Here is a 23638-nt window from a genome sequence, read left to right as displayed (position 1 = left end):
AGGGAAGTGTCAACGGCCATTATACCCGCGGAACCATTCAACAAACAAAGGGATACCTTCTTCAAGCGCAGTAGAAGGCGAAAAACCGAGATCACGAGCAGCCAGATCGATGTCTGCATAGGTACATTTTACGTCAGCGGGCGGCATGGGTTCAAATCGCTTGATGGCACTGCGACCACAGGCTTCTTCGATGATCTCGATAAAGCGCATCAGGGCGACGGGCTTATTGTTGCCGAGATTGTAGATCGGCGCTGTTCCTCCGGGATTGGTGAGGATACGATTCACGGCACCAAATACCCCGTCCACAATGTCATCGATGAACGTGAAATCACGCTGCATGTCGCCGTGATTGTAGACCTTGATCGGCTCACCTTGGAAAATGGCGTCTGTAAAAAGCCATGGAGCCATATCCGGACGGCCGTAGGGTCCGTAGACCGTGAAGAAACGCAGCCCTGTCGAGGCCAAATTGTGAACATGGCGGTAAGAATGAGCAAGAAGCTCGGCCGAGCGCTTGGTTGCGGCATAGACCGACACCGGATGATCCACGGGGTCGCTTTCGCTGAAGGGCACCTTCTTGTTGGCACCATAGACCGATGAGGAACTGGCATAGACAACGGGCGGCCGCTTCCGCATCTTCAGCGCCCGTTCGAAAATCGCCACCTGACCATGCACGTTGGCGTCGACATAGGCTGCCGGGTTTTCAACTGAATAACGCACGCCCGCCTGTGCTGCCAGATGAACGATAACATCAGCATCGGCGCCATGTTCGATCGCGTCGGAAAGTTGCTCCGGATCGGCAATGTTTGCCCTATGGAACTGCACGTTGGCGTCACCGGTCAGCGCTGAAAGTCGAGCCTCCTTAAGTGCCACGGGATAATAATCATTGAGATTGTCGACCGCAATCACGTCGAAGCCTTCGCTCGCAAGCCGCTTCGCGACATGAAAACCGATAAAACCCGCTGCTCCAGTAACAATAGCTTTCATAAACCAGCCACATCATCCAAAATTCATCTTGCCAACGGCATTTCTATCTTCAGGCGATCAAAGCCTGCTTGTCCGCTTCAGCCCGAGCCGCAACTTCAGGTATGGACAGGTAGGGCGAAGTTCCAGATATCCAACAGATCATGATAGTCAGGTAAATGAAGACTGCGTCCGTTGCATCGTGACCAAACATAATACCGAACATGCCTGTGATCACATAACTGCTTACCAGCAAGAGGGAAATAGCCGTTGCGAGATCGCGCCCTGGCCCCGGTTCTTTTCTTCGCGCGGCGACCACCGGAGCCGCAAGGAGCGCAAGCACTGCAAGCACGCCCAATAATCCCGCATCAACGGCGGCATTCAAAAAGCCGTTGTGAACATGCGTGAAGGTCATCTGCTTCTCAGGGGGCAAGTCCAGGATCTCATTGACCAGCGTCATTCGATTTTGCGGGCCATGGCCAATAAACGGCGAAGCCAGAAGTGCCTGCCGGGCGGCCGACCAGAGCATCAGACGAGCGTTGAGGGAACTTATATCGTCCGGCTGATGATCAAGTTGAACGATATCGTTTTCGAGTGCGTGGAAGCGCTCGGTGACCTTGATTGCTCCTACGGCGACGATGCCGACGATCAGCACAGTTCCAACGACTTTTGCTGCGTTTGTAACCGTTGGCAGTGTTTGGCCGCGCAAGTACCAGTACAGAATCACAAAGTGAACCGGCATGACCAGCCATGCGGAGCGTGTCGCTGACAGGAAGGCGCAGACCAGCCCGCAGGCAAAGCCGGCGATCGCGATGAAGCGCTCGATCTTACTTTCGGAATGAGCATTGAGTAGCGAAATGCTGCCGAACAGCACTGCAAACAACCCGAATACAGCAGCGTTTCCCGCACCGCCCTCGGCTCTGGCGGACAGGACCGTTGTCTGAACGATGCTGAACAGGAGCGAACCCATCATTCCCACGCCAGCACCTATAATCAGGAACGGAAGCAATCGGCCGGGAAGGCTGACACGCAGCCTCGGCAGAACTGCCCATATCGCGAGGAACGGAATCATCTTGAGGATGAAAGCACCACCCTTTGCCGGGTTGGGATGGAGCAGCACCGAAAGGATGGTCACCAGCACGTAGAATGTGAGACAAAAGGCGACAATCTTGTCCGTTCGGTTCATCTTGAAGGCAAATCGCCTGGCCGCAAGCGAGACGAGCGCCCACATGAAGGCGCAGACCAGCGTTACAGATGTTCCGCTTGCCAAAAGACCCGGGAACAGCGCGAAAACGAAGGTAAAAAGACGATTATTTCTGTCAATGCCAATGAAATGCCCCTTCGTGGGAAGCATTATCGCCTTGGTTAGTTGATCTGAAAGCATTTAAATTTCCGGAGGAATATGACATTCATGCTGGCAACCGATTTGTAACACCCCGACAGAGACCCGTGTAGCGTAGTTTGGAACTGATGCAACCAATAACCGCCCGCTCGCTCGTCTGGTATGATTCTTATCACAGAACTCTACCATGGCGCATTTCGCCGCGCGAGCGCCGCTTGGGTGCACCGATTGATCCCTACCGCATCTGGCTCTCCGAGATCATGTTGCAGCAGACCACGGTAGAAGCCGTCAAATCCTACTTCCTTGCCTTCACCAAGCGGTGGCCAACGGTTGGCGATCTCGGGGCAGCCAGTCAGGACGACGTCCTGCGCGCCTGGGCCGGCCTTGGTTATTACTCACGCGCGCGAAATCTGAAAAAATGTGCCGATATCATCGTTTCAGAGCACGGCGGACGCTTTCCGTCCGATCTTCCCGGCCTTAAATCCCTCCCGGGGATCGGGGACTACACGGCGGCCGCAATTGCCTCGATCGCGTTTGATGTGCCGGCAGCGGTTGTCGACGGTAATGTGGAGCGCGTCGTAACGCGGCTTTATGCTATCGCTACGCCCCTACCACTTGCAAAAACTGAAATCCGCATGCGTATGCAGGCGCTTACACCTCAGGAGAGATCAGGGGATTTTGCGCAGGCAATGATGGATTTAGGCGCAACGATCTGTACTCCAAGACGGCCTGCATGCGCTATATGCCCCTTGAATGACAATTGTCAGGCGCTACAAAGCACCGACCCGGAGTTATTTCCGGTGAAGGCGCCCAAAAAAGAGAAGCCCATTCGAGTCGGTGCGGCTTTCGTTGCACTTGCCGATGATGAGATTCACCTTCGCAGCCGTGTTGAAACAGGCCTGCTCGGGGGCATGTCGGAAGTTCCAACGACGCAATGGACGGCACGCGTCGACGGGGAAACAGGGCTGGATGCTGCTCCTTTTGCGGCAAACTGGATTGCCGCCGGCAGTATCAGCCATGTGTTCACCCATTTCGAACTGCGTCTTAATATCTACAAGGCCGATGAGGTAGAGAAAGCGCATGTATCAGGTGGCTGGTGGGTGAAAGTCGCAAATCTGGGAGATGAAGCCTTGCCCACGGTCATGAAAAAGGCCATTGCAGCCGCCGTTCCAGATGCGTTCGCCAGGAGAAGAAAAGCAGGATGACACAGGTCAAGCATATCGTTTTCGACATCGGCATGGTTCTTATCCACTATGATCCGGACGCAGCGTTCCGGGATATCATTCCGGATGCCACCGAGCGCAAGTGGTTCTTCGACAATGTCTGCACCCATGATTGGAACATCGAGCAAGACCGCGGACGGAATTGGGCGGAGGCGGAAGCGCTGCTCATTGCAGATTTTCCTGACCGCGAACATCACATACGCGCATTCCGCCGGAACTGGCACATGATGGTTCCCCATTCTATCGATGGAAGCGTTGAGATAATGCGCAAGCTGATTGCCGACGGGCAGGACGTCACGATGCTTACCAACTTCGCCTCGGATACGTTACGGGAGGCTTGGGAGCGCTACCCGTTTCTGACCGAGAGCCGCGGCGTTACGATTTCGGGGGATGTCGGCCTGCTCAAGCCGGATAAGGCGATCTACGACCACCACGTCGCCACCTTCGGTCTTGAACCATCCGCAACGCTTTTCATCGACGACAGCCCGAAGAACGTTGCCGGCGCTCAGGCGGCCGGTTGGCAGTCGATACGATTCATTGATCCGGAAACGCTCAAGTCCGATCTTGGTAACCTCGGAATTCGCGTCTGATCCTGGAGTTTATCCGCCAGCGGAGATGAGCCCGGTGCGTACCAGTTTGCGCAGTTCGTCAATCGGCTTCAGCACGCCAGCATCTTCGAAGTGCCAGAACGTCCAGCCATTGCAAGCGTCGAGCCCCTGCGCTTTGGCGCCCATGCGATGGATCGATCCGGCATCGCCACCATTGGTTACCGAACCATCGGCGCGGACAATTGCAGCATGACGCCTGCGCGCGTCGCTCAGGACCACACCAGGCTTCAGCATGCCGGATTCGACAATGCTGCCAAATGCTACGCGCGGCTCGGCCCGTTTGCTGGTCATCACGGTGAGATCGGCACCCGCTAGTGTATCCACCGCAGCGATGCGAGCCGTCGCAGCATCGATATATTTCTGTTCCCGCTCGATACCGACAAAATGCCGTCCGAGCCGTTTGGCGACGGCACCGGTTGTTCCCGATCCGAAGAACGGATCGAGAATGATATCCCCTGGTTTCGATGAAGCCATGAGAATCCGCGCCAGCAAGGCTTCGGGTTTTTGGGTTGGGTGTATCTTGTCGCCATTCTCATCTTTAAGACGTTCCCCGCCTGTGCAAATCGGAAAAAGCCAATCCGAGCGCATCTGAAGATCGTCGTTGGCAGCCTTCATGGCCTCGTAGTTAAAAGTGTAGCCCTTTGATTTCTGATCGCGCGACGCCCATATCATTGTCTCGTGGGCGTTCTGGAACCGGCGGCCGCGAAAATTCGGCATTGGATTGTTCTTGCGCCAGATGATGTCATTGAGCATCCAGAATCCGAGATCCTGCATAGTCGCGCCGACGCGGAAGATGTTGTGGTAGGAGCCAATGACCCAAATCGTTCCGTTTGGCTTCAACACGCGGCGGCATGCGAGAAGCCAGGCGCGTGTAAAGGCATCATAGGCCTGGAAGCTTTCAAACTGGTCCCAGTGATCGTTGACCGCATCAACCTTTGACTGGTCAGGCCGATGCAGATCGCCCTCGAGCTGAAGATTATACGGCGGGTCTGCAAAGATAATATCGATCGAATGATCGGGCAAACGGTTGAGAGCGGCGACGCAATCGCCTTTGAGAATAGTGTCGACCCAGGATGTTTGCGGCGCTGCCTGAGGCAGATCATTCAAGAGACGTACTAAGGACATATGATACTCGATTACTGGAGACGCGTTACACAAGGTATGGTTACCGCACACGGTAAATATCGCGTTAAGCGCAAACGGATCGCATCGATAAGACGCAGGGACCAGCTTTGACGCAACGGCCATATGAGTGTACTCGATGCCCGACATCCCCCAACGAACTTCGCCGCACCTGTTGCGGCAACTTTTCACGAACAGGTATGACTAAATGGAACCCCAACTGATTATTTTCGACTGCGACGGCGTGCTCGTCGACTCTGAAGTTCTTGCTGCGCAAGTGGAATCTGAACTTCTGACGCAGTCCGGTTATCCTATCGAGCCGGAGGATATTGCAGAGCGTTTTGCTGGCCTGACCTGGACGGATATTCTGCTTCAAGTAGAAAAAGAGTCTGGCATCCCGATCTCTGCCTCCCTGATCGAGGAGTCTGCGCGGCAGATGGACCACAAATTGCGTGACGAGCTCAACGTGATCGAGGGCGCCGAACAAGTGATCGCCGCCTTGACTTATCCCAAATGCATCGCTTCGAACTCGATCAGTTCTTCATTGAAGATGATGCTTGAGCAAAGCACGCTCTACGATCTCTTTGCACCGCATATTTTCTCAGCGCGCGAGGTCGGAGCACAAAAGCCAAAGCCAGCTCCAGACGTTTACCTTTTTGCAGCAAAGCAATTCGATGTAGACCCAGCCCGCTGCATTGTCATCGAAGACTCAAGCCATGGCGTCCACGCTGCCCGAGCTGCCGGTATGCGGGTGATCGGTTTTACAGGCGGCGCCCACACTTATCCGGGACACGCGGACAAGCTCACCGATGCCGGAGCAGAGACGGTGATCAGCCGTCATCGCGATCTGCCAGCCGTCATCGAGGCGATGTCCGTTTGGTCCGAAGCGGTCTGAAGCAAAGAGCTGAATGGCTGGCGTGAGCCAGCCAGCCTCACTTGGGCTTCGATTTGCCCTTGGACGCCGTTTCCGGGCCTTCATCAAATCCGATGAACACCTGAATATTTTGTGCTGTGGGTTTGGGGAAGCTCACAGCGGAATCGTTAAAAACGAACTGTGTCGCAGCGTTCGCATCACTGGCCGAAACAGCCTGTTTGTGTAAGGTGGAATAAAGAACATCGGTGCCCTGGATGACTGCGACACGAATGGGCACAGTGATCGTGCCAGGCGCGAACTTTGGACCGGGAACGATCTTGCCTGCAACGGCTACATTCATGGTCATGGTCGTATCGTTAGACTGACATGAACGGGTCTGGTTGGAGATCGAGGCCTGAAAAACGAGGTTCTCGGGCGTCTTGTCGGCTTTGCCGTAGCTTGTCAGGACGGAGGTACCCTCGCGGATCGTCACGGTAGGACAGAACGCAGTCAGTTCAGATGCTGTTATACGTTTTTGTGCTTCCGCAGTCTGTTGCGCTCGCTCGCTGTTCGGATCGTCTGCGTTACTCCCGCTGGTGGAGCAACCGGCAAGACCCAGAGCAAAAATCATTGCGCAGATAGGGGCGCAAAGTTGATAGAAGGGCAGAGATTTTTGTGCTTCTGACTTCATGAACTGAACTTTCCTTGAAGAACGAACCTTGACGAACGAGCGTGTTCTATACCAACGGTAGGGAAATAATGCGACCGGGCATTGCGGCCTTTTTTGACAAGGGTTGCGACCGCACATTCCAGCGAAAACATGAGGCGAGCGAGATGAAATATGTGAGTACCCGTGGAGAGGCGCCGGTTCTAGGCTTTTCCGATGCGCTTTTGTCCGGCCTTGCGCGCGATGGCGGGCTTTATCTTCCGGAGCAATTTCCACAGTTTTCGCCAGCCGAAATCCGCTCCATGCGTGGCAAGAGCTACGCGGAAGTTGCCATTGAGGTGCTGACGCCCTTCGTTACCGGCGATCTGGATCAAGCTGATTTCGAAGAGATGGTACATGAAGCCTACGGTACTTTCCGTCACGAAGCGGTCTGCCCCTTGGTCCAGACAGGGCATAACGAGTTTGTACTTGAACTCTTTCATGGCCCGACCCTCGCCTTCAAGGATGTCGCCATGCAGTTGCTGGCGCGACTGATGGACCGCATCCTTTCCGAGCGCAATGAGCGTGCTACGATTGTTGGAGCCACTTCCGGTGACACGGGGGGCGCGGCAATCGAAGCATTTGCCAACCGCGACCGCACCGATATCTTTATCCTGTTTCCGCATAATCGCGTTTCGCAGGTACAGCAGCGACAGATGACGACATCGGCGGCAGCGAATGTCCACGCACTGGCCATTGACGGGAATTTCGACGATTGCCAGTCCCTGGTCAAAGGCATGTTCAACGATCTTGTCTTCCGTGATTCCCTTTCTTTGTCCGGCGTGAATTCAATCAACTGGGCAAGGATCATGCCGCAGATCGTCTACTATTTCACGGCTGCGGTGTCGCTCGGGAGCCCTGAGCGGCCGATCTCTTTCACCGTTCCGACGGGCAACTTCGGCGATATTTTCGCAGGCTACGTCGCAAAACGCATGGGCCTTCCGATCGATCGTTTGGTGATCGCGACCAATGATAACGATATTTTGTCCCGAACGATCGAAACCGGGATCTATGAAACTCGCGGCGTGTTACACACAACATCACCTTCGATGGACATACAGGTTTCTTCCAATTTCGAACGCCTGCTCTTCGAAGCGCATGGCAGGGATGCCGCCGCGGTCCGGCGATTGATGAGCGGTTTGAACCAATCAGGCAGCTTTACGATTGCCGACACTGTGCTTGCTGCAATCCGTGCCGAGTTCGATGCGGGGAGCTCCACGACAGCTGAAACAGACCAGGCGATTGCAAATGTATTGAAGCAATCGGGTTATCTGCTTGATCCACATTCGGCAATCGGTTTGAAAATCGCTCGGGAGAAGGCCGGGAAGGAAACCCCAAGCGTGGTACTCGCCACAGCACATCCGGCAAAGTTTCCCGATGCAGTCGAGGCTGCAAGCGGTATTCGTCCTGCTCTTCCCCTATGGCTGGGTGATCTCATGCAACGAAAAGAACAGTACACGGTACTTCCCAACGACCTTAAAAGTGTGGAAGAGTATGTCCGCCGACATTCAAGAGCGGCGGGTAAGGAGCATTGAATGGGCGTTGAAATCAGTCGCCTCTCCAACGGTTTGACGATTGCGACAGAGACAATGCCGCATGTGGAGAGTGTAGCCCTTGGCGTCTGGGTCAAGGCGGGATCGCGAAATGAGGCGAAGAACCAACACGGTATAGCTCATCTCCTCGAGCATATGGCGTTCAAAGGGACCGAAAATCGTTCTGCGTGGAAAATCGCAGCCGATATCGAAGATGTAGGCGGTGAGATCAATGCCGCCACCAGTGTCGAGACAACGTCGTACTACGCTCGTGTGCTGCGCGATGACATGCCTCTGGCTATCGATATCCTTACCGACATCATGACCAGTTCAAAGTTCGATGCGGACGAGCTGGAGCGCGAAAAGAACGTCGTGATGCAGGAAATCGGAGCAGCGCACGACACGCCCGATGATGTCGTCTTCGACCGCTTCACCGAAGCGGCGTTCCAAGAGCAGACCATCGGCCGAACGATCCTTGGTACACCGGAAACCGTACAATCGTTCTCTTCCGCGGACCTTCGCGGCTATATGGATGAGCAATATAGCGCCGAGCGCATGGTCGTTGTTGCAGCTGGCGGTGTGAGACACGATGAATTCGTGCGGGAAGTCGAAAAACGTCTCGGTTCCTTCCGCTCCAAATCAACCGCACCGGAACCAGATCTCTCGCAATATGTTGGCGGCGATTTCCGCGAGCAACGTGACTTGATGGACGCGCAAGTGGTGATCGGCTTTGAAGGACGCGCTTATCACGTCCGCGACTTCTACGCATCGCAGCTGCTCGCCATGATCCTTGGCGGCGGCATGTCCTCCCGGCTTTTTCAGGAAGTACGCGAAAAGCGTGGTCTGTGTTATTCCGTCTATGCCTTCCATTGGGGTTTCTCCGATACCGGCATTTTTGGGATTCATGCCGCAACCGGTCGCAACCATCTTAAGAAGCTCGTCCCTGTCATTCTCAATGAGTTGCACGAAGCTGCCCGGAACATAAGTCAGGAAGAGTTGAACCGCGCACGTGCTCAATATCGAGCCAGTCTCTTGATGTCGCATGAGAGTGCCGCTAGCAGGGCCGGGCAAATTGCGCGACAGATGCTGCTCTACGGGCATGCAGTCTCGACTGAGGAACTCGTCGAGCGTTTGTCGAAGATTACCACTGAGCGTCTTACGGATCTTGCGGGCCGCCTCTTCCTGGATACAACGCCGACCGTAGCCGCCGTGGGTCCGGTCGGTTCGCTGATGAAATTCGCCGACGTCCGCCAGGGGCTTACTACTGCAACAGCAAGTCCCCGAAAAATCGCGGTCTGACGGCTAGAGCCTCGAAGGCCATGATCGCCCTGCCCTTCCTGAAAAGCGCTGCGCCGCCCCTGCAGGGCGAGCGGCTCTATTTGCGTCCCCCGCAACTTTCCGATTACCGCGCATGGTCAAGCCTGCGTGCACAGAGCCGGGAGTTCCTCTCGCCGTGGGAACCTCTATGGGCGGCCGACGATCTGGAGCGAGGAGCCTTCAGGCATAGAATCCGTCACTATGACGAAGAAGCGGCAGCTGGAACGGCGCATCCCTTCTTTCTTTTCCGCAATAAGGATTCGCGCCTGCTTGGCGGTATCACGCTCGGCAATATCCGCCGCGGCGTCGGGCAGAATGGCATGATCGGGTACTGGATCGGCGAACCCTTTGCCGGACAGGGTTTCATGCATGAAGCGCTGAAACTGCTCATACCCTACGCTTTTACCAAGGTACGGTTGCACCGGCTGGAGGCTGCCTGTATCCCGAGTAATGAAAGATCAATCCGGCTTCTCGAAAAAGCCGGATTTCAGAGGGAAGGACTGCTACGCTCCTACCTTAAGATAAATGGTACGTGGCAAGATCATCTGCTCTTCTCGATGATCGAAGACGATTTGCGGCGCAAGTGAATAAAGGTTGTATCGGTGGGATTATCGACGGGACGAATGCTGAAAGGCTTATCGCGGATTTTTGCGCTCGTCATTGTGCTGATTTCCATGCAGTCGGCAGCAAGTGCATTCGAGACGATCAAAATCACCAAGGAAAGCACGGCGCTCGATCTTTCCAAAGCCGTCGAGGTCTACCGGAACCAGGGCGAAACCTTCCAGGTTTCCACCGCACCCGGCACTAACGGGATCGTCAGGCGCATCGAGGTGCCTGCGAATGACAAACGCTCGACCGGAGACTGGGCGGCTTTCGCTCTCGCCAATCCGACGGACGAGCAGATCGACCGGTTGATTGTCGCGCCGCATTTCCGACTGGTCGGCTCCGGTTTTATCTGGCCGGATCTCGGTTCAACCCGAATTGCGGCCATCACACCGAGTGAAGGGTTCGCGCTGGACCGGCAGGCGAGCGAGGATGCCGATATTTTCTTGATCACACTCAATCCAGGAGCGGTGATCACCCTGGTTGCCGAACTCGCTTCGCCCAACCTGCCGCAGGTCTATGTCTGGGAGCCCAACGCTTACAAGGACACGGTCAATTCCTATACCCTGTACCGTGGCATTCTGCTCGGCATTGCCGGCCTGCTGGCGCTGTTTCTTACCATTCTGTTCGTCGTCAAGGGCACCTCGCTTTTTCCCGCAACGGCCGCATTGGCATGGGCGGTGCTCGCTTACATCTGCGTCGATTTCGGCTTTTGGAACAAACTGATAGAGATAACGCCTGGCAACGAACAAATGTGGCGCGCTGGAACCGAGGTGGCTTTGGCAGCCACGCTGGTGATCTTCCTCTTCACCTATCTCAATCTCAACCGCTGGCACGATAATTTCAGCTATGGTGCTCTGACCTGGATTCTCGGGCTGGGCATCGTCTCTGGGGTCGCAATCTTCGATCCACCGATTGCCGCCGGTATCGCCCGTTTCTCCTTCGCGCTGACAATCATTTCCGGCATCGTTCTGATCGGTTTCTTCTCGTTCCGCAGCTATGATCGCGCGATCATGTTGATACCGACGTGGATACTTTTGCTCGTATGGTTGATGGGCAGTTGGCTCACCGTTTCCGGAATTCTCGCCAATGATATTATCCAGCCAGCGCTTGCGGGAGGGCTCGTTCTCATCGTTCTCCTGATTGGCTTCACTGTCATGCAGCACGCGTTTTCCGGTGGCGCGCTGCAACAGGGCCTGTTCTCGGACGTGGAGCGCCAAGCGCTCGCAATTATCGGGTCCGGCGACATCGTCTGGGACTGGGATGTGCCGCGAGATCGCGTAGTCACCACTCCGGACCTCACCAACTTTCTTGGAGCCTCTGCCAGTTCGCTGCACGGAGCAGTCCGCAACTGGCTGCCGAGCTTGCACGCCGATGACCGCGATCGTTTTCGCACGACGCTAGACGTTATCCTGGAGAATAGACGCGGCCGAATTTCGCAAACATTCCGGCTAAGGGCCAATGATGGTCACTATTACTGGTACTCACTAAAGGCGCGGCCTGTAATAGGATCGGACGGCGAAATCGTCCGTTGTGTCGGTACGCTGATTGATGTGACCGAACAAAAGAAGGCCGAAGAGCGTCTTCTTCACGACGCTGTTCATGACAATCTGACGGGCCTTCCTAACCGCGAGCTTTTCCTTGATCGCCTGGGCTCCGTCATCACCATGGCGCAGACCGAAAGCAAGATTCGCCCGACTGTTTTCATAATCGACATTGACCGCTTCAAACAGGTCAATGACGGCCTCGGCATGTCTGCTGGCGACACGTTCCTTCTGACCATCTCACGCCGCCTGCATCGCCTGTTGCGGCCGCAGGATACACTCAGTCGGCTGTCAGCGGATCAGTTTGGTCTCATTCTGGTTTCCGAGAGCGAACCTGCCAAGATTGCTGCATTCGCTGAAGCGGTGAAGCAAGCTATTCGTGCCCCCATTGCCTTCTCCAAGCGCGAAATTGTCCTGACTGCATCGCTAGGCCTGATTACATGGACGAGCGGCAGCGCCGCCTCACCAGAGGACCTGGTCAAGGATGCAGAATTGGCAATGTTCCAGGCCAAACGATTTGGCGGCGACCGCATCGAGCCGTTCCGGCCCGCCTTCCGCGCCGTTGGCAGCGACCGGCTCCAGCTGGAATCGGATTTGCGCCGCGCCCTCGAACGCCGCGAGATCCACATGGCATATCAGCCAATCGTCCGACTGGAAGACAACAGCATCGCCGGATTCGAGGCTTTGATGCGCTGGGATCATCCGCGCCGCGGTTCCATTCCACCTTCGGAGTTCATTCCGATTGCAGAAAGCTCCGGGCTGATCGTGCAACTAGGTCTGTTTGCCATGCAGCGCGCAGCGGAGGATCTCGTCACCTGGCAGCGCAATCTTGGAGCTTCGCCGCTTTTCGTATCGGTCAACATTTCCAGCGGTCAGTTGATCCGTCAGGATTTGATAGATGACGTAAGGTCGGTGCTGCTGCAAACACAGATCGATCCCGCGAGCCTAAAACTCGAACTGACGGAGTCGTTGATGATGGAGAATCCCGAGCGCTCCAATTACGTGCTCTCCAGCATCAGGGCCATGGGTGTCGGTGTTTCCCTTGATGATTTCGGAACAGGATATTCCTCCCTCTCCTACCTCACCTCGTTCCCGTTCGACATGATCAAGATCGACCGTTCATTCCTAAAGGCCGACCAGCCACAAAAGGTAACGTTGCTGCGTTCGATGATCAGTATGGCCCATGATCTCGGCCTGTCCGTTGTAACGGAAGGCATCGAGAACGAAAGCGATGCTCTGCAACTCCGTCAGATGGGCTGCGAGTATGCACAAAGTTTCATGTTCAGCCCGCCATTGACTCTCGACGTTGCCACTAAACTGCTGCGCGAACAGTTCCAGCAATCGAAGGCATCCTAGAGAACAAACCGTCTGAGGACTTAGCTGATCTAGGCGTGACCGGCGACGCTGGCCAGCCTTGATGGGTCAACGCCCATATATGCGAGGATGCGGTCATACTTGCTGTCAATATCCGTGTCGAACAGCAGTTCCTGCGGTGCCTTGCACGTCAGCCAGCCATTATTGGCAATTTCGGTTTCGAGCTGGCCCGAGGCCCACCCAGAATAGCCCAGGGTCATCAGCGCTTTCCGCGGCCCGCGTCCGCCGGAGATAGCGCGGAGGATATCAACAGTTCCCGTCAGGCAAATCTCCTCCGCCACCGGCATGGTCGAGTCCGTGAGGTAGTCGTCGGAATGGAGTACAAACCCGCGCCGCATTTCGACAGGGCCGCCGTTGCGCACGAGAAAATCCCGTGTGCGTTCGGGCATCATGATTGCCTGCTGCTCGTCGAGTACGCCAAGTTGAACAAGAATATCTGAAAACTCCATGTCCTGAACACGATTGATGATCAATCCCATGGCGCCTTTTTCCGAGTGCGCGCAGATGTAGATTACCGAGCGCGCAAAACGGCTGTCATCCATCCCCGGCATGGCAAGGAGGAACTGACCATTCAGAAATCCCGTCTCTTTGTTGGCGTCTCTGAAAATATCCATGACAATAAGGGTACCAAGGATTCTGTAAATGACAACGGCTTTAGGTAACGAATTGTAAATGATGCTGAATTGGAGAAGCAGGCACACCCCTGCGCGCAATTTCTCACACAGAAATGATGAGCAAACTCAGTCGCATCCTTGATCGCGCCCAAAAGGCCTGCAATGGTCTGAACATGAGAATACAACTGCTACTTTTTGCCGCTACGCTCGCGTTTGCGACGCCTGGCCATACCGCCAGTTCCGATTGGACCAAAACGCCCGGCGGCAACGTCAGACTTATCGTTGACAATCCTGGGCAGCCCGCGCCGGAAATGCGCGGAGCTATAGAAATCCAGCTTGATCCTGGCTGGAAGACTTATTGGCGGGAACCGGGCGACGCGGGTGTGCCGCCGGAACTGGACCTCGCCGGGAGCACCAATATCAAAAGCTACGTCCTGTCGTTTCCCACGCCGCACCGCTTCGAGGAAGGGCGCACTCGCTGGGCCGGATACAAGAAGCCGGTTTCTCTGCCAGTCACTTTTACATTGATCGATCCTGGCAAGCCCGCTTACCTGAAAGGCCACGCATTTCTCGGGATTTGCGAGACAATCTGCATTCCCGTCAAAGCGGAGTTTGACTTTGCAGTCGACAACACCAGAGAAACCAATGCGCTAACTAGAACGCTGATCGATTCTGCATTCGAGCAATTGCCGGGCGAAGCGTCAGCGACATTCGGCGCATTAAATGCGATACGTCAAGACGATCGCGTGCGCATAGCAGTTGCTCTGCCTCCTGAAGATGGCGATGTGGATCTTTTCGTTGCAGGCGATGGTACGGTCACGCTGGGAATGTCCAAACTAAAGACGCGTGAGGCAAGCAAGGCTGTGTTCTCGGTGCCTGTCATATCGGGAAAAAACAAGAGAACACCTCCACTGAACTACACGCTTGTTCAGGGACAGAATGCGGTCTCAGGAACAATAAGCGTGGAGGAATAGTGTTCTCGACTTTACGAGACAATCGTCCTATGCGCCATCAGACACATCACCCCGATAAGGAAGCAAATACATGACGATCCAGGTAGGCGAGCGTTTGCCCGAAGCAATATTCAAGATGAAATCAGACGACGGTGTCAGAGAAGTCCGCTCTGACGCTTTGTTCGGGGGCAAGAGAGTTGTTCTGTTCGCGGTGCCCGGCGCATTCACACCAACTTGCAGCATGAATCATTTGCCCGGCTACCTCGAGAATCGCGATGCCATCCTGGCAAAAGGGGTGGACACGATCGTCGTGGTCTCCGTCAATGATCCACACGTCATGGGCGCTTGGGCGAAAGCGACAAATGGTGAAGGCAAGATACAGTATTTGTCGGACGGGAATGCCACCTTCACCAAAGCCGTAGGCCTCGATGTCGATCTGGCGGCTGGCTATATGGGCGTACGCTCCAGGCGCTATTCGATGCTTGTCGAGGACGGGGTGCTCAAGCAGCTAAACATCGAAGAGACAACCGGTCAGGCGACAACCTCCAGCGCCGCGACCATCCTGCAGCAACTTTGACATAAAGTTGCTCATGGGGGCGAATCCATTTGGTTCTGCCCCCGCCACCCAGACCACGCCTCCCACTCAAGCGGAACTGAGTTCTCCAGTGGTCAATCAAGCTTGCGGTATTCGCTTCTGCTTGAACGGAGCCATCCCTGCGCGAGCCAATTCATCGGCTCGTTCGTTCTCGGGGTGTCCAGCATGACCCTTGACCCAATGCCAGACGACCTTGTGACGCTTGCGCGCTTCATCCAATGCTTGCCAGAGTTCAGCATTTTTGACCGGTTTTTTTGCAGCGGTTTTCCAGCCATTGCGTTTCCAGCCGTCGATCCATCCCGATATCCCATCGCGGACATAGACGGAGTCCGTGTAAAGGTCGACGTGGCAAGGCTCTTTCAACGCATTCAGCGCAGAGATCGCGGCCATCAATTCCATGCGATTATTGGTTGTGTCAGCCTCCCCGCCGGAAAGCTCTTTCTCGTTGTCGTTCCAGCGCAATACGGCGCCCCAGCCCCCCGGGCCGGGATTTCCCGAACAGGCTCCATCGGTGAAAGCTTGTATTTCCTTCACGTCCTCGCTCCCTCCAGGGCAAGACCGTATTCCTCAGGGGATTTGATCTGGCGGTGAAAGCGCATTCTCCTGATGTACTCCATCGGATCTTTCTTGACGACCAGACTACCTTCCGGCGTATTCAGCCAATCGTAGAGCCTCGTCAACATGAACCGCAGCGCCGAACCACGTGCTAGAATAGGCAGGCTCGCCGCCTCGTCATCAGAGAGAGACCGCACGGAAGTATATCCACGAAGCAAAGCGGCACCCTTCGTTAGATTGAAGGAATGATCCTTCTCGAAGCACCAGGCATTCAGGCAGACAGCGACGTCATAGGCGAGTAGGTCGGTACAGGCGAAATAGAAATCGATGAGCCCGGACAGCCTGTTCCCAAGGAAGAATACATTGTCTGGAAATAGATCGGCATGGATTACGCCCGAAGGCAAGTGTGAGGGCCAATTGGCCTCAAAGAACGCGAGATCGGCTTCTGTTTCGTTTGCAAGGCCGAACTCCACCCGATCCGCCCCAGCCTTGGAATTGTCCCATAGCGGCCGCCAGCCATCGACCGAGAGCGCGTTTCGACGACGCATCGGGAAATCCTCGCCCGCCAAGTGCATCCGCGCCATGGCCTCACCCAAAGCATGGCAATGGTGCACGGTCGGACGGCGCATCCACATCCCTTCGAGGAACGTGACGATTGCGGCGGGACGCCCGGCTAGCTCGCCAATGCTCGAACCGGACTTCCGGTTGACCGGCAGAGGACAGTTGATACCCTTGCCCGCCAAATGACGCATCAGACCCAGAAAGAACGGCAAATCATTGCTGTTCACCCGTTTCTCATACAACGTCAGAATATAAGACCCAGTGCTCGTGTGCAGCAGATAATTGGAGTTCTCGACGCCTTCGGCAATGCCCTTGTAGGAAAGCAAGTCACCGATGTCGTATTCCTTGAGGAAATACGCGAGCTCGATTTCGTTGATGTCAGTGTAAACGGCCATATGGGTTCTTACCGGCTGCCGTTGACGAAAGCCATGTCGGCGCTCGTCAGTTCCACATCGCGCAAATCGCGCATTACATGGAAGTTCTCGGTTTCGATGGTTGTTTCCGCTAGTTCGATGGACACAAGATACCGGTCCGAGAATGACTGGATGATTTCATCGACAATAATTTCAGGCGCGGATGCCCCGGCGGAGAGCCCAACCACCGAAACGTCGCCGACTCTTGACCAATCGATGTCGCTGGCTCTTTGGACCAGCAGCGATTGCAAGGCTCCTGAACGCTCGGCTACCTCGACCAGTCGCTTCGAATTGGAAGAATTCGGCGCACCGACAACGAGGAAAAGATCGCAGCCCGGTGCCGCCGCCTTGACGGCATCCTGGCGGTTTGTGGTTGCGTAGCAGATCGATTCCGCGGCTGGAGCGGTCAAGGCTGGAAAACGCCGCTGCAAAGTCGCAATGATTCCCGCGGTATCGTCGACGGAGAGTGTCGTCTGTGTGACGAAGCCGAGATTGTCCGGATCCTGCGGAACATAGACTTCCGCGTCATCGATGGTTTCGATCAAAGTCACCGCCCCGTCCGGTAACTGGCCCATGGTGCCGATCACCTCAGGATGGCCGGAGTGGCCAACGAGAATGACGTGCCGTCCGAGTCGCTGATGACGCATGGCCTGTTTATGAACTTTGGATACCAATGGGCAGGTCGCATCAAGATAAAAGAGGTTCTTGCTCTCGGCGTCGGTTGGAACAGATTTCGGTACACCATGTGCGGAAAAAACGACGGGCTGACTGCGATGCTCCGCAGGTATTTCGTCGAGCTCTTCTACGAAAACGGCACCCCGGGCTTGCAGGCCTTCGACGACATAGCGGTTGTGTACAATTTCATGTCGAACGTAGACAGGCGCGCCATACTTTTTCAAGGCCAGCACCACGATCTGGATGGCACGATCCACACCGGCGCAAAACCCGCGCGGCCCGCACAGGCGGATTGTCAGTGGTTTCTTTTGAGCCATCGATTCAAGTCTCATGGAAGAGTTGCGGTGTCGTTGGAATTGGGCGGCATTTAGCGGGAAGTCAAGTCCGAAGCTTGAGATTGATCGGCTTCCGGGCCGCTTGGATCCTTAGGATGGTATCGTTGCCAAAGGGAAACGCCGGCCACCGCGAGGAGCGTCATTGCGAGACCATACCAGGTGATCGCATATTGCAGGTGGCTGTTTGGCAAGTCGATAATCGTGACACCGCCAACTGGCAGCCCGCCCGGATTGGAGGTCTTGTCAGCATCGATGAAGAACGGGATCAGTTTATCATCGGCGATTCCTGATTGCCCCGCCATCACCGGGAGGTCCTTCCAATAATAGACATTTCTCACGAGGTCGTTGTTCGGCACAACGGAAGAAGGCTTCTCAGCCAGCGGATTGCGGGCGAGTCCGGTGATCGTCACCTGTCCCTCGATCTGGCCAGCAGGCCGAGTAACCGAGTTCTTCCGATCATAAGGCACAAAGCCGCGATTAATGAATACCGCACGACCATCATCAAGCAAAAGCGGCGTATAAATGTAAAAGCCGGAGGTACCGTCATAGGTTGCGAAATAGTGGCGCTCGCGGTCGTTGAGCAGCCGTCCTGTGACAGTAACGGTGCGATAATCGACGTCCCTCTGGGTTGCCCAGATAGTCTCGACATCGGCAAGAGATACCGGTTTCGCGTGGGTTCTGGCTTCTATCTCAGCCAGCAAGCTTTCTTTCCAGAACAGGCGTTCGACCTGCCACGTACCAAGGGCAATCAGAATTGCGAAAACAATCGCTCCCAGAATGAACTTCATCCAAGGGAAACCCTCACTTCGCAGTGCCTTAGTTATCTCAGTCATGGCAGGCCGATAGATCAAGCCGCCCCTCGGCGGCTTTGTGTTTGTATTGCAAAGCGATCAGGACACCCTTCATCCAGCGCAAGCTCAACAAAGAGAGGGCAAGCGCCAGGGGTATCCACAAAATGAAGTGCAACCACAAGGGCGGATCAAACGTCACCTCCATCCACAGAGCAAGGCCCACGACGATAAACCCGACCAGGAGCATCACCAGAACCGCGGGCCCTTCCCCGGTGTCTATAAATGAGTAGTCAAGTCCACAGCTCGAACAACCCTTGGCCGGCTCAAGAAAGCCATTGAACAAGTTCCCCTGCCCGCATCGCGGGCAGCGCGCCTTTAGACCGGCAGTGACCGGGTAGACTGTCGGATACAGTGCCGAATCTTCGTTCATTGTCATTCGCTCTCGAAGCTGGAAAGGAAGTTCTGGCTTTGCGGTCTTCCTTCGATAGTTGCCCAGAAATGTGCTGAAAAAGAGAGAGCGGCCGTGTTCCCACGACCGCCCGCAAGAATTTAGACGAATTCGCCTATTCCACTGCTATCGGAGCACCCCATGATGCCCAGACATAAATCGAGAAGAACAGGAACAGCCAGACCACGTCCACAAAGTGCCAATACCAAGCGGCCGCCTCGAAGCCGAAATGCTTTGATGGTGTAAAGTCACCGCGGAGAGAACGAAGCAAGCATACGGCCAGGAAAATCGTTCCGACGATGACGTGGAAACCGTGGAATCCCGTGGCCATGAAGAACGTCGCACCGTAGATCGAATCCTTGAACGCAAACGGAGCGTGAATGTATTCGTAAGCCTGCACTGAGGAAAAGAGCAGACCAAGCAGCACTGTGAGTGTCAGGCCAGTGATCAAGCCCTTGCGATCACTGTGGATCAGCGCATGGTGCGCCCATGTGACCGTCGTGCCAGACAAAAGCAGGATAACCGTATTATAAAGCGGCAGGTGCAGGGGGTCGAGAACCTCAATACCCTTTGGGGGCCATACACCGCCGGTGAAGGCCGTCCGCGCTACTTGCGCTGCTTCTCCTGGAAATAGACTGGCATCGAAGAACGCCCAGAACCAGGCGACGAAGAACATCACTTCTGACGCGATGAACATGATCATGCCGTAGCGCAGATGCAACGACACGACGCGAGTGTGATGACCTTCCTTGCTTTCCTTTATCGTGTCGGACCACCACCCATACATCGTGTAAAGTACGATCGCGACACCTATCAGCAATATCCAGGGGCTTGTCAGGTTGGCGTTGAAAAGGACAAGTTCGCCACCGCTGTGATAACGCATGTAAGCAATGCCACCGATGGCGAGAACGAACGCGCCTACCGAGCCAAGGAAGGGCCACGGGCTGGGATCGATAATATGGTAGTCATGGTTCTTTTGGTGCGTATCGGCCATTCTAACCCCCGCAAGGTCTGTTTATTGGTTGGGCGCCGGCAATGAACCAGCGCTGTTTAGAGCTGTCCTGAATTGTCATTCTTCTTGGCCCCGGCGTTAGCAGCAACTGGTGCCGGCATTGGGATTGGAAAGAATGTGTAGGACAGGGTGATTGTGTTGACGCCCTTCAATTCGGGGGCATTTACAATGTCCGGATCGACAAAGAAGACGACTGGCATCTCGAGATCTTCGCCCGGCTGCAGGACAGTGTCGGTGAAGCAGAAGCACTCGACCTTGTTGAAATAGGCTCCTGCCGCCTGCGGCGTCACATTGAATGAGGCTCGTCCCGCAGTCGGTCTTTCAACAATGTTTCTGGCGTCATATTTGATCAGCTTCGTCTCGCCGATATTCATGGTGACCTCACGCTGCACTGGTTCGAAACTCCACGGCAGACCACCAGATGTATTAGCGTCGAAGCGGACGGTGATTTTCTTGTCGAGTATTGTATCGGACATCTGATCGACCCGCTGGGTCGTACCGCCATAACCTGTGACCTGACAGAACATCGCGTAGAGAGGAACGGCAGCAAACGCCATGCCAACCATGCCGAAGAAAAAGGCAAGACACGCGATCGCAATAGTCCGGTCCGAAACCTTTCGCTTCTGTACAGCGGCGCTCATTGCAAAGGCCTCGTTACAGGCGCTGTCTGAGAGTGGTTGGCACCAATCTTCGCCCACGTGCCGACATAAACAACAATCACAAACGCAGCCAAGGCCAACGCCAATGCCAGGGAACGGCTGCGCTGTGCTTTCTTCTGCTTGTCCGTGAGAGTTACGAGATCGTTACTCATGTTCATAAGCCCGCTACCAATAATGCTTTGCTCACCAGAATTTCGCCGAGAAGTACCGCGTAAAGGCTGAACAGATAAAAGATGGAAAAAGCAAACATCTTCTTTGCGGGCTTAATCATCGCGTCACCGACCGGAGCCTGCCAAACCGTCCAGGCTGCAGAGAGGAATGCAACTCCCATTGCCGCAGAAAAAACGCCGTAGACTGGACCCGCGAATCCCATCACCCAAGGGAGAATCCCGACAGGTGCAACGAGAAGCGTATAAAGAAAAATCTGGAACTTTGTCGATGCCGGACCTGCAACGTTAGGCATCATCGGTATCTTCGCCTTTTCATAATCATCCGACATGAACAGCGACAATGCCCAGAAGTGCGGCGGCGTCCAAAGGAAGATGATCAGAAAAAGCACGACGCTTTCCATGCTGATCGAATTGGTCACCGCGGCCCAGCCTATCATGGGCGGGAATGCACCCGCCGCACCACCGATGACGATGTTCTGCGGCGTCGTACGCTTCAGCCACATCGTGTAGATAACCGCATAGAAGAAAATGGTGAAGGCGAGGAGAAAGGCCGACAGGTGATTGACGAAAAGGCCCAGCGTCACAACGGAGAAGGCCGAGAGCAGAAGGCCAAACGTCAGCACTTCCTGGCGTGAGATACGACCGGCAGGAATCGGCCGCCGGGAGGTACGCTTCATCACGGCGTCGATGTCGGAATCGTACCACATGTTGAGTGCGCCGGAAGCACCTGCGCCCACGGCGATACACAATATGGCGATGGCCGCCAAAACCGGGTTGATCTGCCCCGGAGCCGCCATCATCCCGACGAAGCCGGTGAAAACAACTAGCGACATCACGCGCGGCTTGAGCAGCGCGACATAATCCGATGCACTGGCTTCCGAGAGGCCAGTGCTCGAACTGATATCTGCGTTCTTCTCAATAAAAGCCATTCGATCTGTCTTGTCTTTTGGCGGACGCCGGGACCCTCTGAAATCAGTCCCGGCACCCATCGTTACTTGATCCGCGGAAGCTGCTCCCACTGGTGGAACGGCGGAGGTGAAGAGAGCTGCCATTCAAGCGTCGTCGCACCCGCACCCCAAGGATTGGCACCTGCCTCGCGCTTCTTGGCGAAGGCCTCGAACACGCCAAACAGGAAGATCAGAACGCCAACGCCGGAGATGTACGAACCAATCGACGACACCTCATTCCAGCCTGCGAATGCATCCGGGTAGTCGATGTAGCGACGTGGCATGCCGGCGAGACCGAGGAAATGCTGCGGGAAGAACACGAGATTGACGCCAATGAACATTACCCAGAAATGCGTGTGCGCAATCTTGTGGTTGTACATGTAGCCGGTCATTTTCGGGAACCAGTAGTACCAGCCAGCGAAGATGCCGAACACAGCGCCCAACGAGAGCACGTAGTGAAAGTGCGCGATCACGTAATAGGTGTCGTGCAACGACCGATCGAGACCTGCATTGGCGAGCTGAACGCCGGTAACACCGCCGACGGTGAACAGGAAGATGAAGCCGATCGCCCAGACCATTGGCGGCTTGAACTCGATGGAACCACCCCACATCGTAGCGATCCACGAGAAGATCTTGACGCCCGTCGGTACCGCGATGACCATCGTTGCAAAAACGAAATAGCGCTGGGTGTCGAGGGAAAGCCCGACAGTGTACATGTGATGCGCCCAGACGATGAAGCCGACAACACCAATGGCAACCATGGCGTAAGCCATCCCTAGGTAGCCGAAGATCGGCTTTCTAGAGAAGGTCGATACGATGTGGCTGATGATGCCGAACGCGGGAAGGATCATGATGTAAACTTCCGGGTGGCCGAAAAACCAGAAGAGATGCTGGAACAGAATGGGATCGCCGCCGCCTTCAGGCGCGAAGAAAGCGGTTCCGAAATTGCGGTCTGTCAGCAGCATCGTAATGCCACCGGCTAGGACAGGAAGCGCCAGCAACAGCAGGAACGCAGTGATCAGGACCGACCAGGCAAACAGCGGCATCTTGTGCAACGTCATGCCGGGCGCGCGCATGTTGAAGATGGTCGTGATGAAGTTGATGGCGCCAAGGATCGAGGATGCACCGGCAATATGAAGCGCGAGGATGGCGAAATCCATCGCTGGGCCAGGCTGACCGGATGTCGAGTATGGCGGATAAATCGTCCAGCCGCCGCCTGTACCGAACCCGCCGGCAGGGCCAGGTACGAACATCGACAGGATCAACAATAGGAGAGCGGGCGGAAGCAGCCAGAACGAGATATTGTTCATCCGTGGGAATGCCATGTCGGGCGCGCCGATCATGATCGGAACCATCCAGTTGGCAAATCCGCCAATGAGTGCCGGCATGACCATGAAGAAGATCATGATCAAGCCATGTGCGGTGGAGAACACGTTGTACATCTGCTTGCCGGCATCGATAGCGGCGTCGCCTTCGTAGCCGTATACCATGGATGCAAGACCATGGAATATCTGGATGCCAGGCTGTTGCAGCTCGGCACGCATAGCGATCGAGATCGACCCGCCGATGATACCGGCGATGATCGCGAAGATCAGGTAAAGCGTGCCTATGTCCTTGTGATTTGTCGAATTGACCCAACGCGTCCAGCCAGTCGGCTTGTGAGCGTCGTGTGCTTCGTGAGCTGCAGAACCTGCCATCAAAGTGCTCCCGTTCCTAATTTAATCGC

At 55.4% G+C, this 23638-nt stretch carries 23 protein-coding genes; 9 read left to right on the top strand and 14 right to left on the bottom strand.

Features of this window, described 5'->3' with window-relative positions:
• Positions 1-9: 9 nt before the first annotated feature.
• A complete protein-coding gene (locus tag CU100_RS06685) occupies positions 10-984 on the bottom strand; it encodes an SDR family NAD(P)-dependent oxidoreductase (protein WP_106715684.1) in 975 nt (324 codons plus the stop codon).
• A gap of 49 nt (positions 985-1033) precedes the next feature.
• Positions 1034-2344: an O-antigen ligase family protein gene (locus CU100_RS06680; RefSeq protein WP_106715683.1), complete on the bottom strand. Its 1311-nt coding sequence runs from the start codon at positions 2342-2344 to the stop codon at positions 1034-1036.
• Between the two features lie 86 nt (positions 2345-2430).
• On the opposite strand from CU100_RS06680, the gene mutY reads away from it, so the two are divergent.
• Both mutY and CU100_RS06670 read left to right on the top strand, forming a co-directional pair.
• Entirely contained in the window at positions 2431-3507 is a 1077-nt protein-coding gene (gene mutY / locus CU100_RS06675; protein WP_106715682.1) for an A/G-specific adenine glycosylase, read from the top strand.
• Entirely contained in the window at positions 3504-4115 is a 612-nt protein-coding gene (locus CU100_RS06670; RefSeq protein ID WP_106715681.1) for an HAD family hydrolase, read from the top strand. The genes mutY and CU100_RS06670 overlap by 4 nt, the downstream gene beginning before the upstream one ends.
• Before the next feature lie 9 nt (positions 4116-4124).
• Here CU100_RS06670 and CU100_RS06665 read toward each other — a convergent pair whose 3' ends face one another.
• The gene (locus CU100_RS06665; RefSeq protein WP_106715680.1) at positions 4125-5258 is read right to left on the bottom strand and encodes a site-specific DNA-methyltransferase; all 1134 of its coding nucleotides are present in this window, start codon (positions 5256-5258) and stop codon (positions 4125-4127) included.
• Between the two features lie 205 nt (positions 5259-5463).
• Between CU100_RS06665 and CU100_RS06660 the strand changes: the two genes are divergently transcribed.
• Positions 5464-6150: an HAD family hydrolase gene (locus CU100_RS06660; protein ID WP_106715679.1), complete on the top strand. Its 687-nt coding sequence runs from the start codon at positions 5464-5466 to the stop codon at positions 6148-6150.
• Positions 6151-6187: 37 nt separating this feature from the next.
• Here the strand turns inward: CU100_RS06660 and CU100_RS06655 are convergent, their stop codons facing one another.
• Positions 6188-6799: a hypothetical protein gene (locus CU100_RS06655; RefSeq protein WP_245418928.1), complete on the bottom strand. Its 612-nt coding sequence runs from the start codon at positions 6797-6799 to the stop codon at positions 6188-6190.
• Between the two features lie 143 nt (positions 6800-6942).
• On the opposite strand from CU100_RS06655, the gene thrC reads away from it, so the two are divergent.
• Genes thrC through CU100_RS06635 form a run of 4 tightly spaced genes read left to right on the top strand, consistent with a single transcriptional unit; the run spans position 6943 to position 13166 of the window.
• Entirely contained in the window at positions 6943-8349 is a 1407-nt protein-coding gene (gene thrC, locus CU100_RS06650; RefSeq protein ID WP_106716046.1) for a threonine synthase, read from the top strand.
• Positions 8350-9645 (top strand): M16 family metallopeptidase, encoded by a 1296-nt coding sequence (locus CU100_RS06645; RefSeq protein ID WP_106715678.1) that lies wholly within the window; start codon positions 8350-8352, stop codon positions 9643-9645.
• Positions 9646-9665: 20 nt separating this feature from the next.
• Positions 9666-10250: a GNAT family N-acetyltransferase gene (locus tag CU100_RS06640; protein ID WP_106715677.1), complete on the top strand. Its 585-nt coding sequence runs from the start codon at positions 9666-9668 to the stop codon at positions 10248-10250.
• 36 nt (positions 10251-10286) lie between these two features.
• Positions 10287-13166 carry a putative bifunctional diguanylate cyclase/phosphodiesterase gene (locus CU100_RS06635; RefSeq protein WP_106715676.1) on the top strand — a complete coding sequence of 960 codons (2880 nt, stop codon included), beginning with the start codon at positions 10287-10289 and terminating at the stop codon, positions 13164-13166.
• Between the two features lie 29 nt (positions 13167-13195).
• On the opposite strand, the gene CU100_RS06630 is transcribed toward CU100_RS06635, so the two are convergent.
• Positions 13196-13798 carry a YqgE/AlgH family protein gene (locus tag CU100_RS06630; protein WP_106716045.1) on the bottom strand — a complete coding sequence of 201 codons (603 nt, stop codon included), beginning with the start codon at positions 13796-13798 and terminating at the stop codon, positions 13196-13198.
• A 173-nt stretch (positions 13799-13971) separates the two neighbouring features.
• On the opposite strand from CU100_RS06630, the gene CU100_RS06625 reads away from it, so the two are divergent.
• Positions 13972-14772 carry a protein-disulfide reductase DsbD domain-containing protein gene (locus CU100_RS06625; protein WP_170113743.1) on the top strand — a complete coding sequence of 267 codons (801 nt, stop codon included), beginning with the start codon at positions 13972-13974 and terminating at the stop codon, positions 14770-14772.
• A gap of 70 nt (positions 14773-14842) precedes the next feature.
• On the top strand, positions 14843-15328 hold the full coding sequence (locus CU100_RS06620) for a peroxiredoxin (RefSeq protein ID WP_106715674.1): 486 nt from the start codon (positions 14843-14845) through the stop codon (positions 15326-15328).
• A 96-nt stretch (positions 15329-15424) separates the two neighbouring features.
• Here CU100_RS06620 and rnhA read toward each other — a convergent pair whose 3' ends face one another.
• The 9 genes from rnhA to ctaD all read right to left on the bottom strand — a co-directional run bounded on the left by rnhA (position 15425) and on the right by ctaD (position 23609).
• On the bottom strand, positions 15425-15880 hold the full coding sequence (gene rnhA, locus CU100_RS06615; RefSeq protein ID WP_106715673.1) for a ribonuclease HI: 456 nt from the start codon (positions 15878-15880) through the stop codon (positions 15425-15427).
• Positions 15877-16857, bottom strand: a complete 981-nt coding sequence (locus tag CU100_RS06610) for a homoserine kinase (RefSeq protein WP_106715672.1) — start codon at positions 16855-16857, stop codon at positions 15877-15879. The genes rnhA and CU100_RS06610 overlap by 4 nt, the downstream gene beginning before the upstream one ends.
• 8 nt (positions 16858-16865) lie before the next feature.
• Positions 16866-17867, bottom strand: coding sequence for a 4-hydroxy-3-methylbut-2-enyl diphosphate reductase (gene ispH / locus CU100_RS06605; RefSeq protein ID WP_183635561.1), 1002 nt, complete (start codon positions 17865-17867; stop codon positions 16866-16868).
• A gap of 50 nt (positions 17868-17917) precedes the next feature.
• A complete protein-coding gene (locus tag CU100_RS06600) occupies positions 17918-18718 on the bottom strand; it encodes an SURF1 family protein (protein WP_106715670.1) in 801 nt (266 codons plus the stop codon).
• Positions 18711-19106, bottom strand: a complete 396-nt coding sequence (locus CU100_RS06595) for a DUF983 domain-containing protein (protein ID WP_106716044.1) — start codon at positions 19104-19106, stop codon at positions 18711-18713. Before CU100_RS06595 ends, CU100_RS06600 begins: the two co-directional genes overlap by 8 nt.
• A gap of 133 nt (positions 19107-19239) precedes the next feature.
• Complete coding sequence (locus tag CU100_RS06590) at positions 19240-20118, bottom strand: cytochrome c oxidase subunit 3 (protein WP_106715669.1); 879 nt, start codon at positions 20116-20118, stop codon at positions 19240-19242.
• A 56-nt stretch (positions 20119-20174) separates the two neighbouring features.
• On the bottom strand, positions 20175-20777 hold the full coding sequence (locus CU100_RS06585; RefSeq protein WP_106715668.1) for a cytochrome c oxidase assembly protein: 603 nt from the start codon (positions 20775-20777) through the stop codon (positions 20175-20177).
• Between the two features lie 172 nt (positions 20778-20949).
• Positions 20950-21894, bottom strand: a complete 945-nt coding sequence (cyoE, locus tag CU100_RS06575; RefSeq protein WP_106716043.1) for a heme o synthase — start codon at positions 21892-21894, stop codon at positions 20950-20952.
• 62 nt (positions 21895-21956) lie between these two features.
• Positions 21957-23609: a cytochrome c oxidase subunit I gene (gene ctaD, locus CU100_RS06570; RefSeq protein WP_106715666.1), complete on the bottom strand. Its 1653-nt coding sequence runs from the start codon at positions 23607-23609 to the stop codon at positions 21957-21959.
• Between the last annotated feature and the right edge of the window lie 29 nt (positions 23610-23638).

It is taken from the genome of Phyllobacterium endophyticum (assembly GCF_003010935.1).
GTDB lineage: Bacteria > Pseudomonadota > Alphaproteobacteria > Rhizobiales > Rhizobiaceae > Phyllobacterium > Phyllobacterium endophyticum.
This window is presented reverse-complemented; position numbering and strand designations above follow the sequence as displayed.

Excerpts from the sequence above, each read along its gene's own strand:
- CU100_RS06685 (WP_106715684.1), bottom strand. The coding sequence starts at position 984 with ATGAAAGCTATTGTTACTGGAGCAGCGGGTTTTATCGGTTTTCATGTC.
- CU100_RS06680 (WP_106715683.1), bottom strand. The coding sequence starts at position 2,344 with ATGCTTTCAGATCAACTAACCAAGGCGATAATGCTTCCCACGAAGGGG.
- mutY (WP_106715682.1), top strand. The coding sequence starts at position 2,431 with ATGCAACCAATAACCGCCCGCTCGCTCGTCTGGTATGATTCTTATCAC.
- CU100_RS06670 (WP_106715681.1), top strand. The coding sequence starts at position 3,504 with ATGACACAGGTCAAGCATATCGTTTTCGACATCGGCATGGTTCTTATC.
- CU100_RS06665 (WP_106715680.1), bottom strand. The coding sequence starts at position 5,258 with ATGTCCTTAGTACGTCTCTTGAATGATCTGCCTCAGGCAGCGCCGCAA.
- CU100_RS06660 (WP_106715679.1), top strand. The coding sequence starts at position 5,464 with ATGGAACCCCAACTGATTATTTTCGACTGCGACGGCGTGCTCGTCGAC.
- CU100_RS06655 (WP_245418928.1), bottom strand. The coding sequence starts at position 6,799 with ATGAAGTCAGAAGCACAAAAATCTCTGCCCTTCTATCAACTTTGCGCC.
- thrC (WP_106716046.1), top strand. The coding sequence starts at position 6,943 with ATGAAATATGTGAGTACCCGTGGAGAGGCGCCGGTTCTAGGCTTTTCC.
- CU100_RS06645 (WP_106715678.1), top strand. The coding sequence starts at position 8,350 with ATGGGCGTTGAAATCAGTCGCCTCTCCAACGGTTTGACGATTGCGACA.
- CU100_RS06640 (WP_106715677.1), top strand. The coding sequence starts at position 9,666 with ATGATCGCCCTGCCCTTCCTGAAAAGCGCTGCGCCGCCCCTGCAGGGC.
- CU100_RS06635 (WP_106715676.1), top strand. The coding sequence starts at position 10,287 with ATGCTGAAAGGCTTATCGCGGATTTTTGCGCTCGTCATTGTGCTGATT.
- CU100_RS06630 (WP_106716045.1), bottom strand. The coding sequence starts at position 13,798 with ATGGATATTTTCAGAGACGCCAACAAAGAGACGGGATTTCTGAATGGT.
- CU100_RS06625 (WP_170113743.1), top strand. The coding sequence starts at position 13,972 with ATGAGAATACAACTGCTACTTTTTGCCGCTACGCTCGCGTTTGCGACG.
- CU100_RS06620 (WP_106715674.1), top strand. The coding sequence starts at position 14,843 with ATGACGATCCAGGTAGGCGAGCGTTTGCCCGAAGCAATATTCAAGATG.
- CU100_RS06610 (WP_106715672.1), bottom strand. The coding sequence starts at position 16,857 with ATGGCCGTTTACACTGACATCAACGAAATCGAGCTCGCGTATTTCCTC.
- ispH (WP_183635561.1), bottom strand. The coding sequence starts at position 17,867 with ATGGCTCAAAAGAAACCACTGACAATCCGCCTGTGCGGGCCGCGCGGG.
- CU100_RS06600 (WP_106715670.1), bottom strand. The coding sequence starts at position 18,718 with ATGACTGAGATAACTAAGGCACTGCGAAGTGAGGGTTTCCCTTGGATG.
- CU100_RS06595 (WP_106716044.1), bottom strand. The coding sequence starts at position 19,106 with ATGAACGAAGATTCGGCACTGTATCCGACAGTCTACCCGGTCACTGCC.
- CU100_RS06590 (WP_106715669.1), bottom strand. The coding sequence starts at position 20,118 with ATGGCCGATACGCACCAAAAGAACCATGACTACCATATTATCGATCCC.
- CU100_RS06585 (WP_106715668.1), bottom strand. The coding sequence starts at position 20,777 with ATGAGCGCCGCTGTACAGAAGCGAAAGGTTTCGGACCGGACTATTGCG.
- cyoE (WP_106716043.1), bottom strand. The coding sequence starts at position 21,894 with ATGGCTTTTATTGAGAAGAACGCAGATATCAGTTCGAGCACTGGCCTC.
- ctaD (WP_106715666.1), bottom strand. The coding sequence starts at position 23,609 with ATGGCAGGTTCTGCAGCTCACGAAGCACACGACGCTCACAAGCCGACT.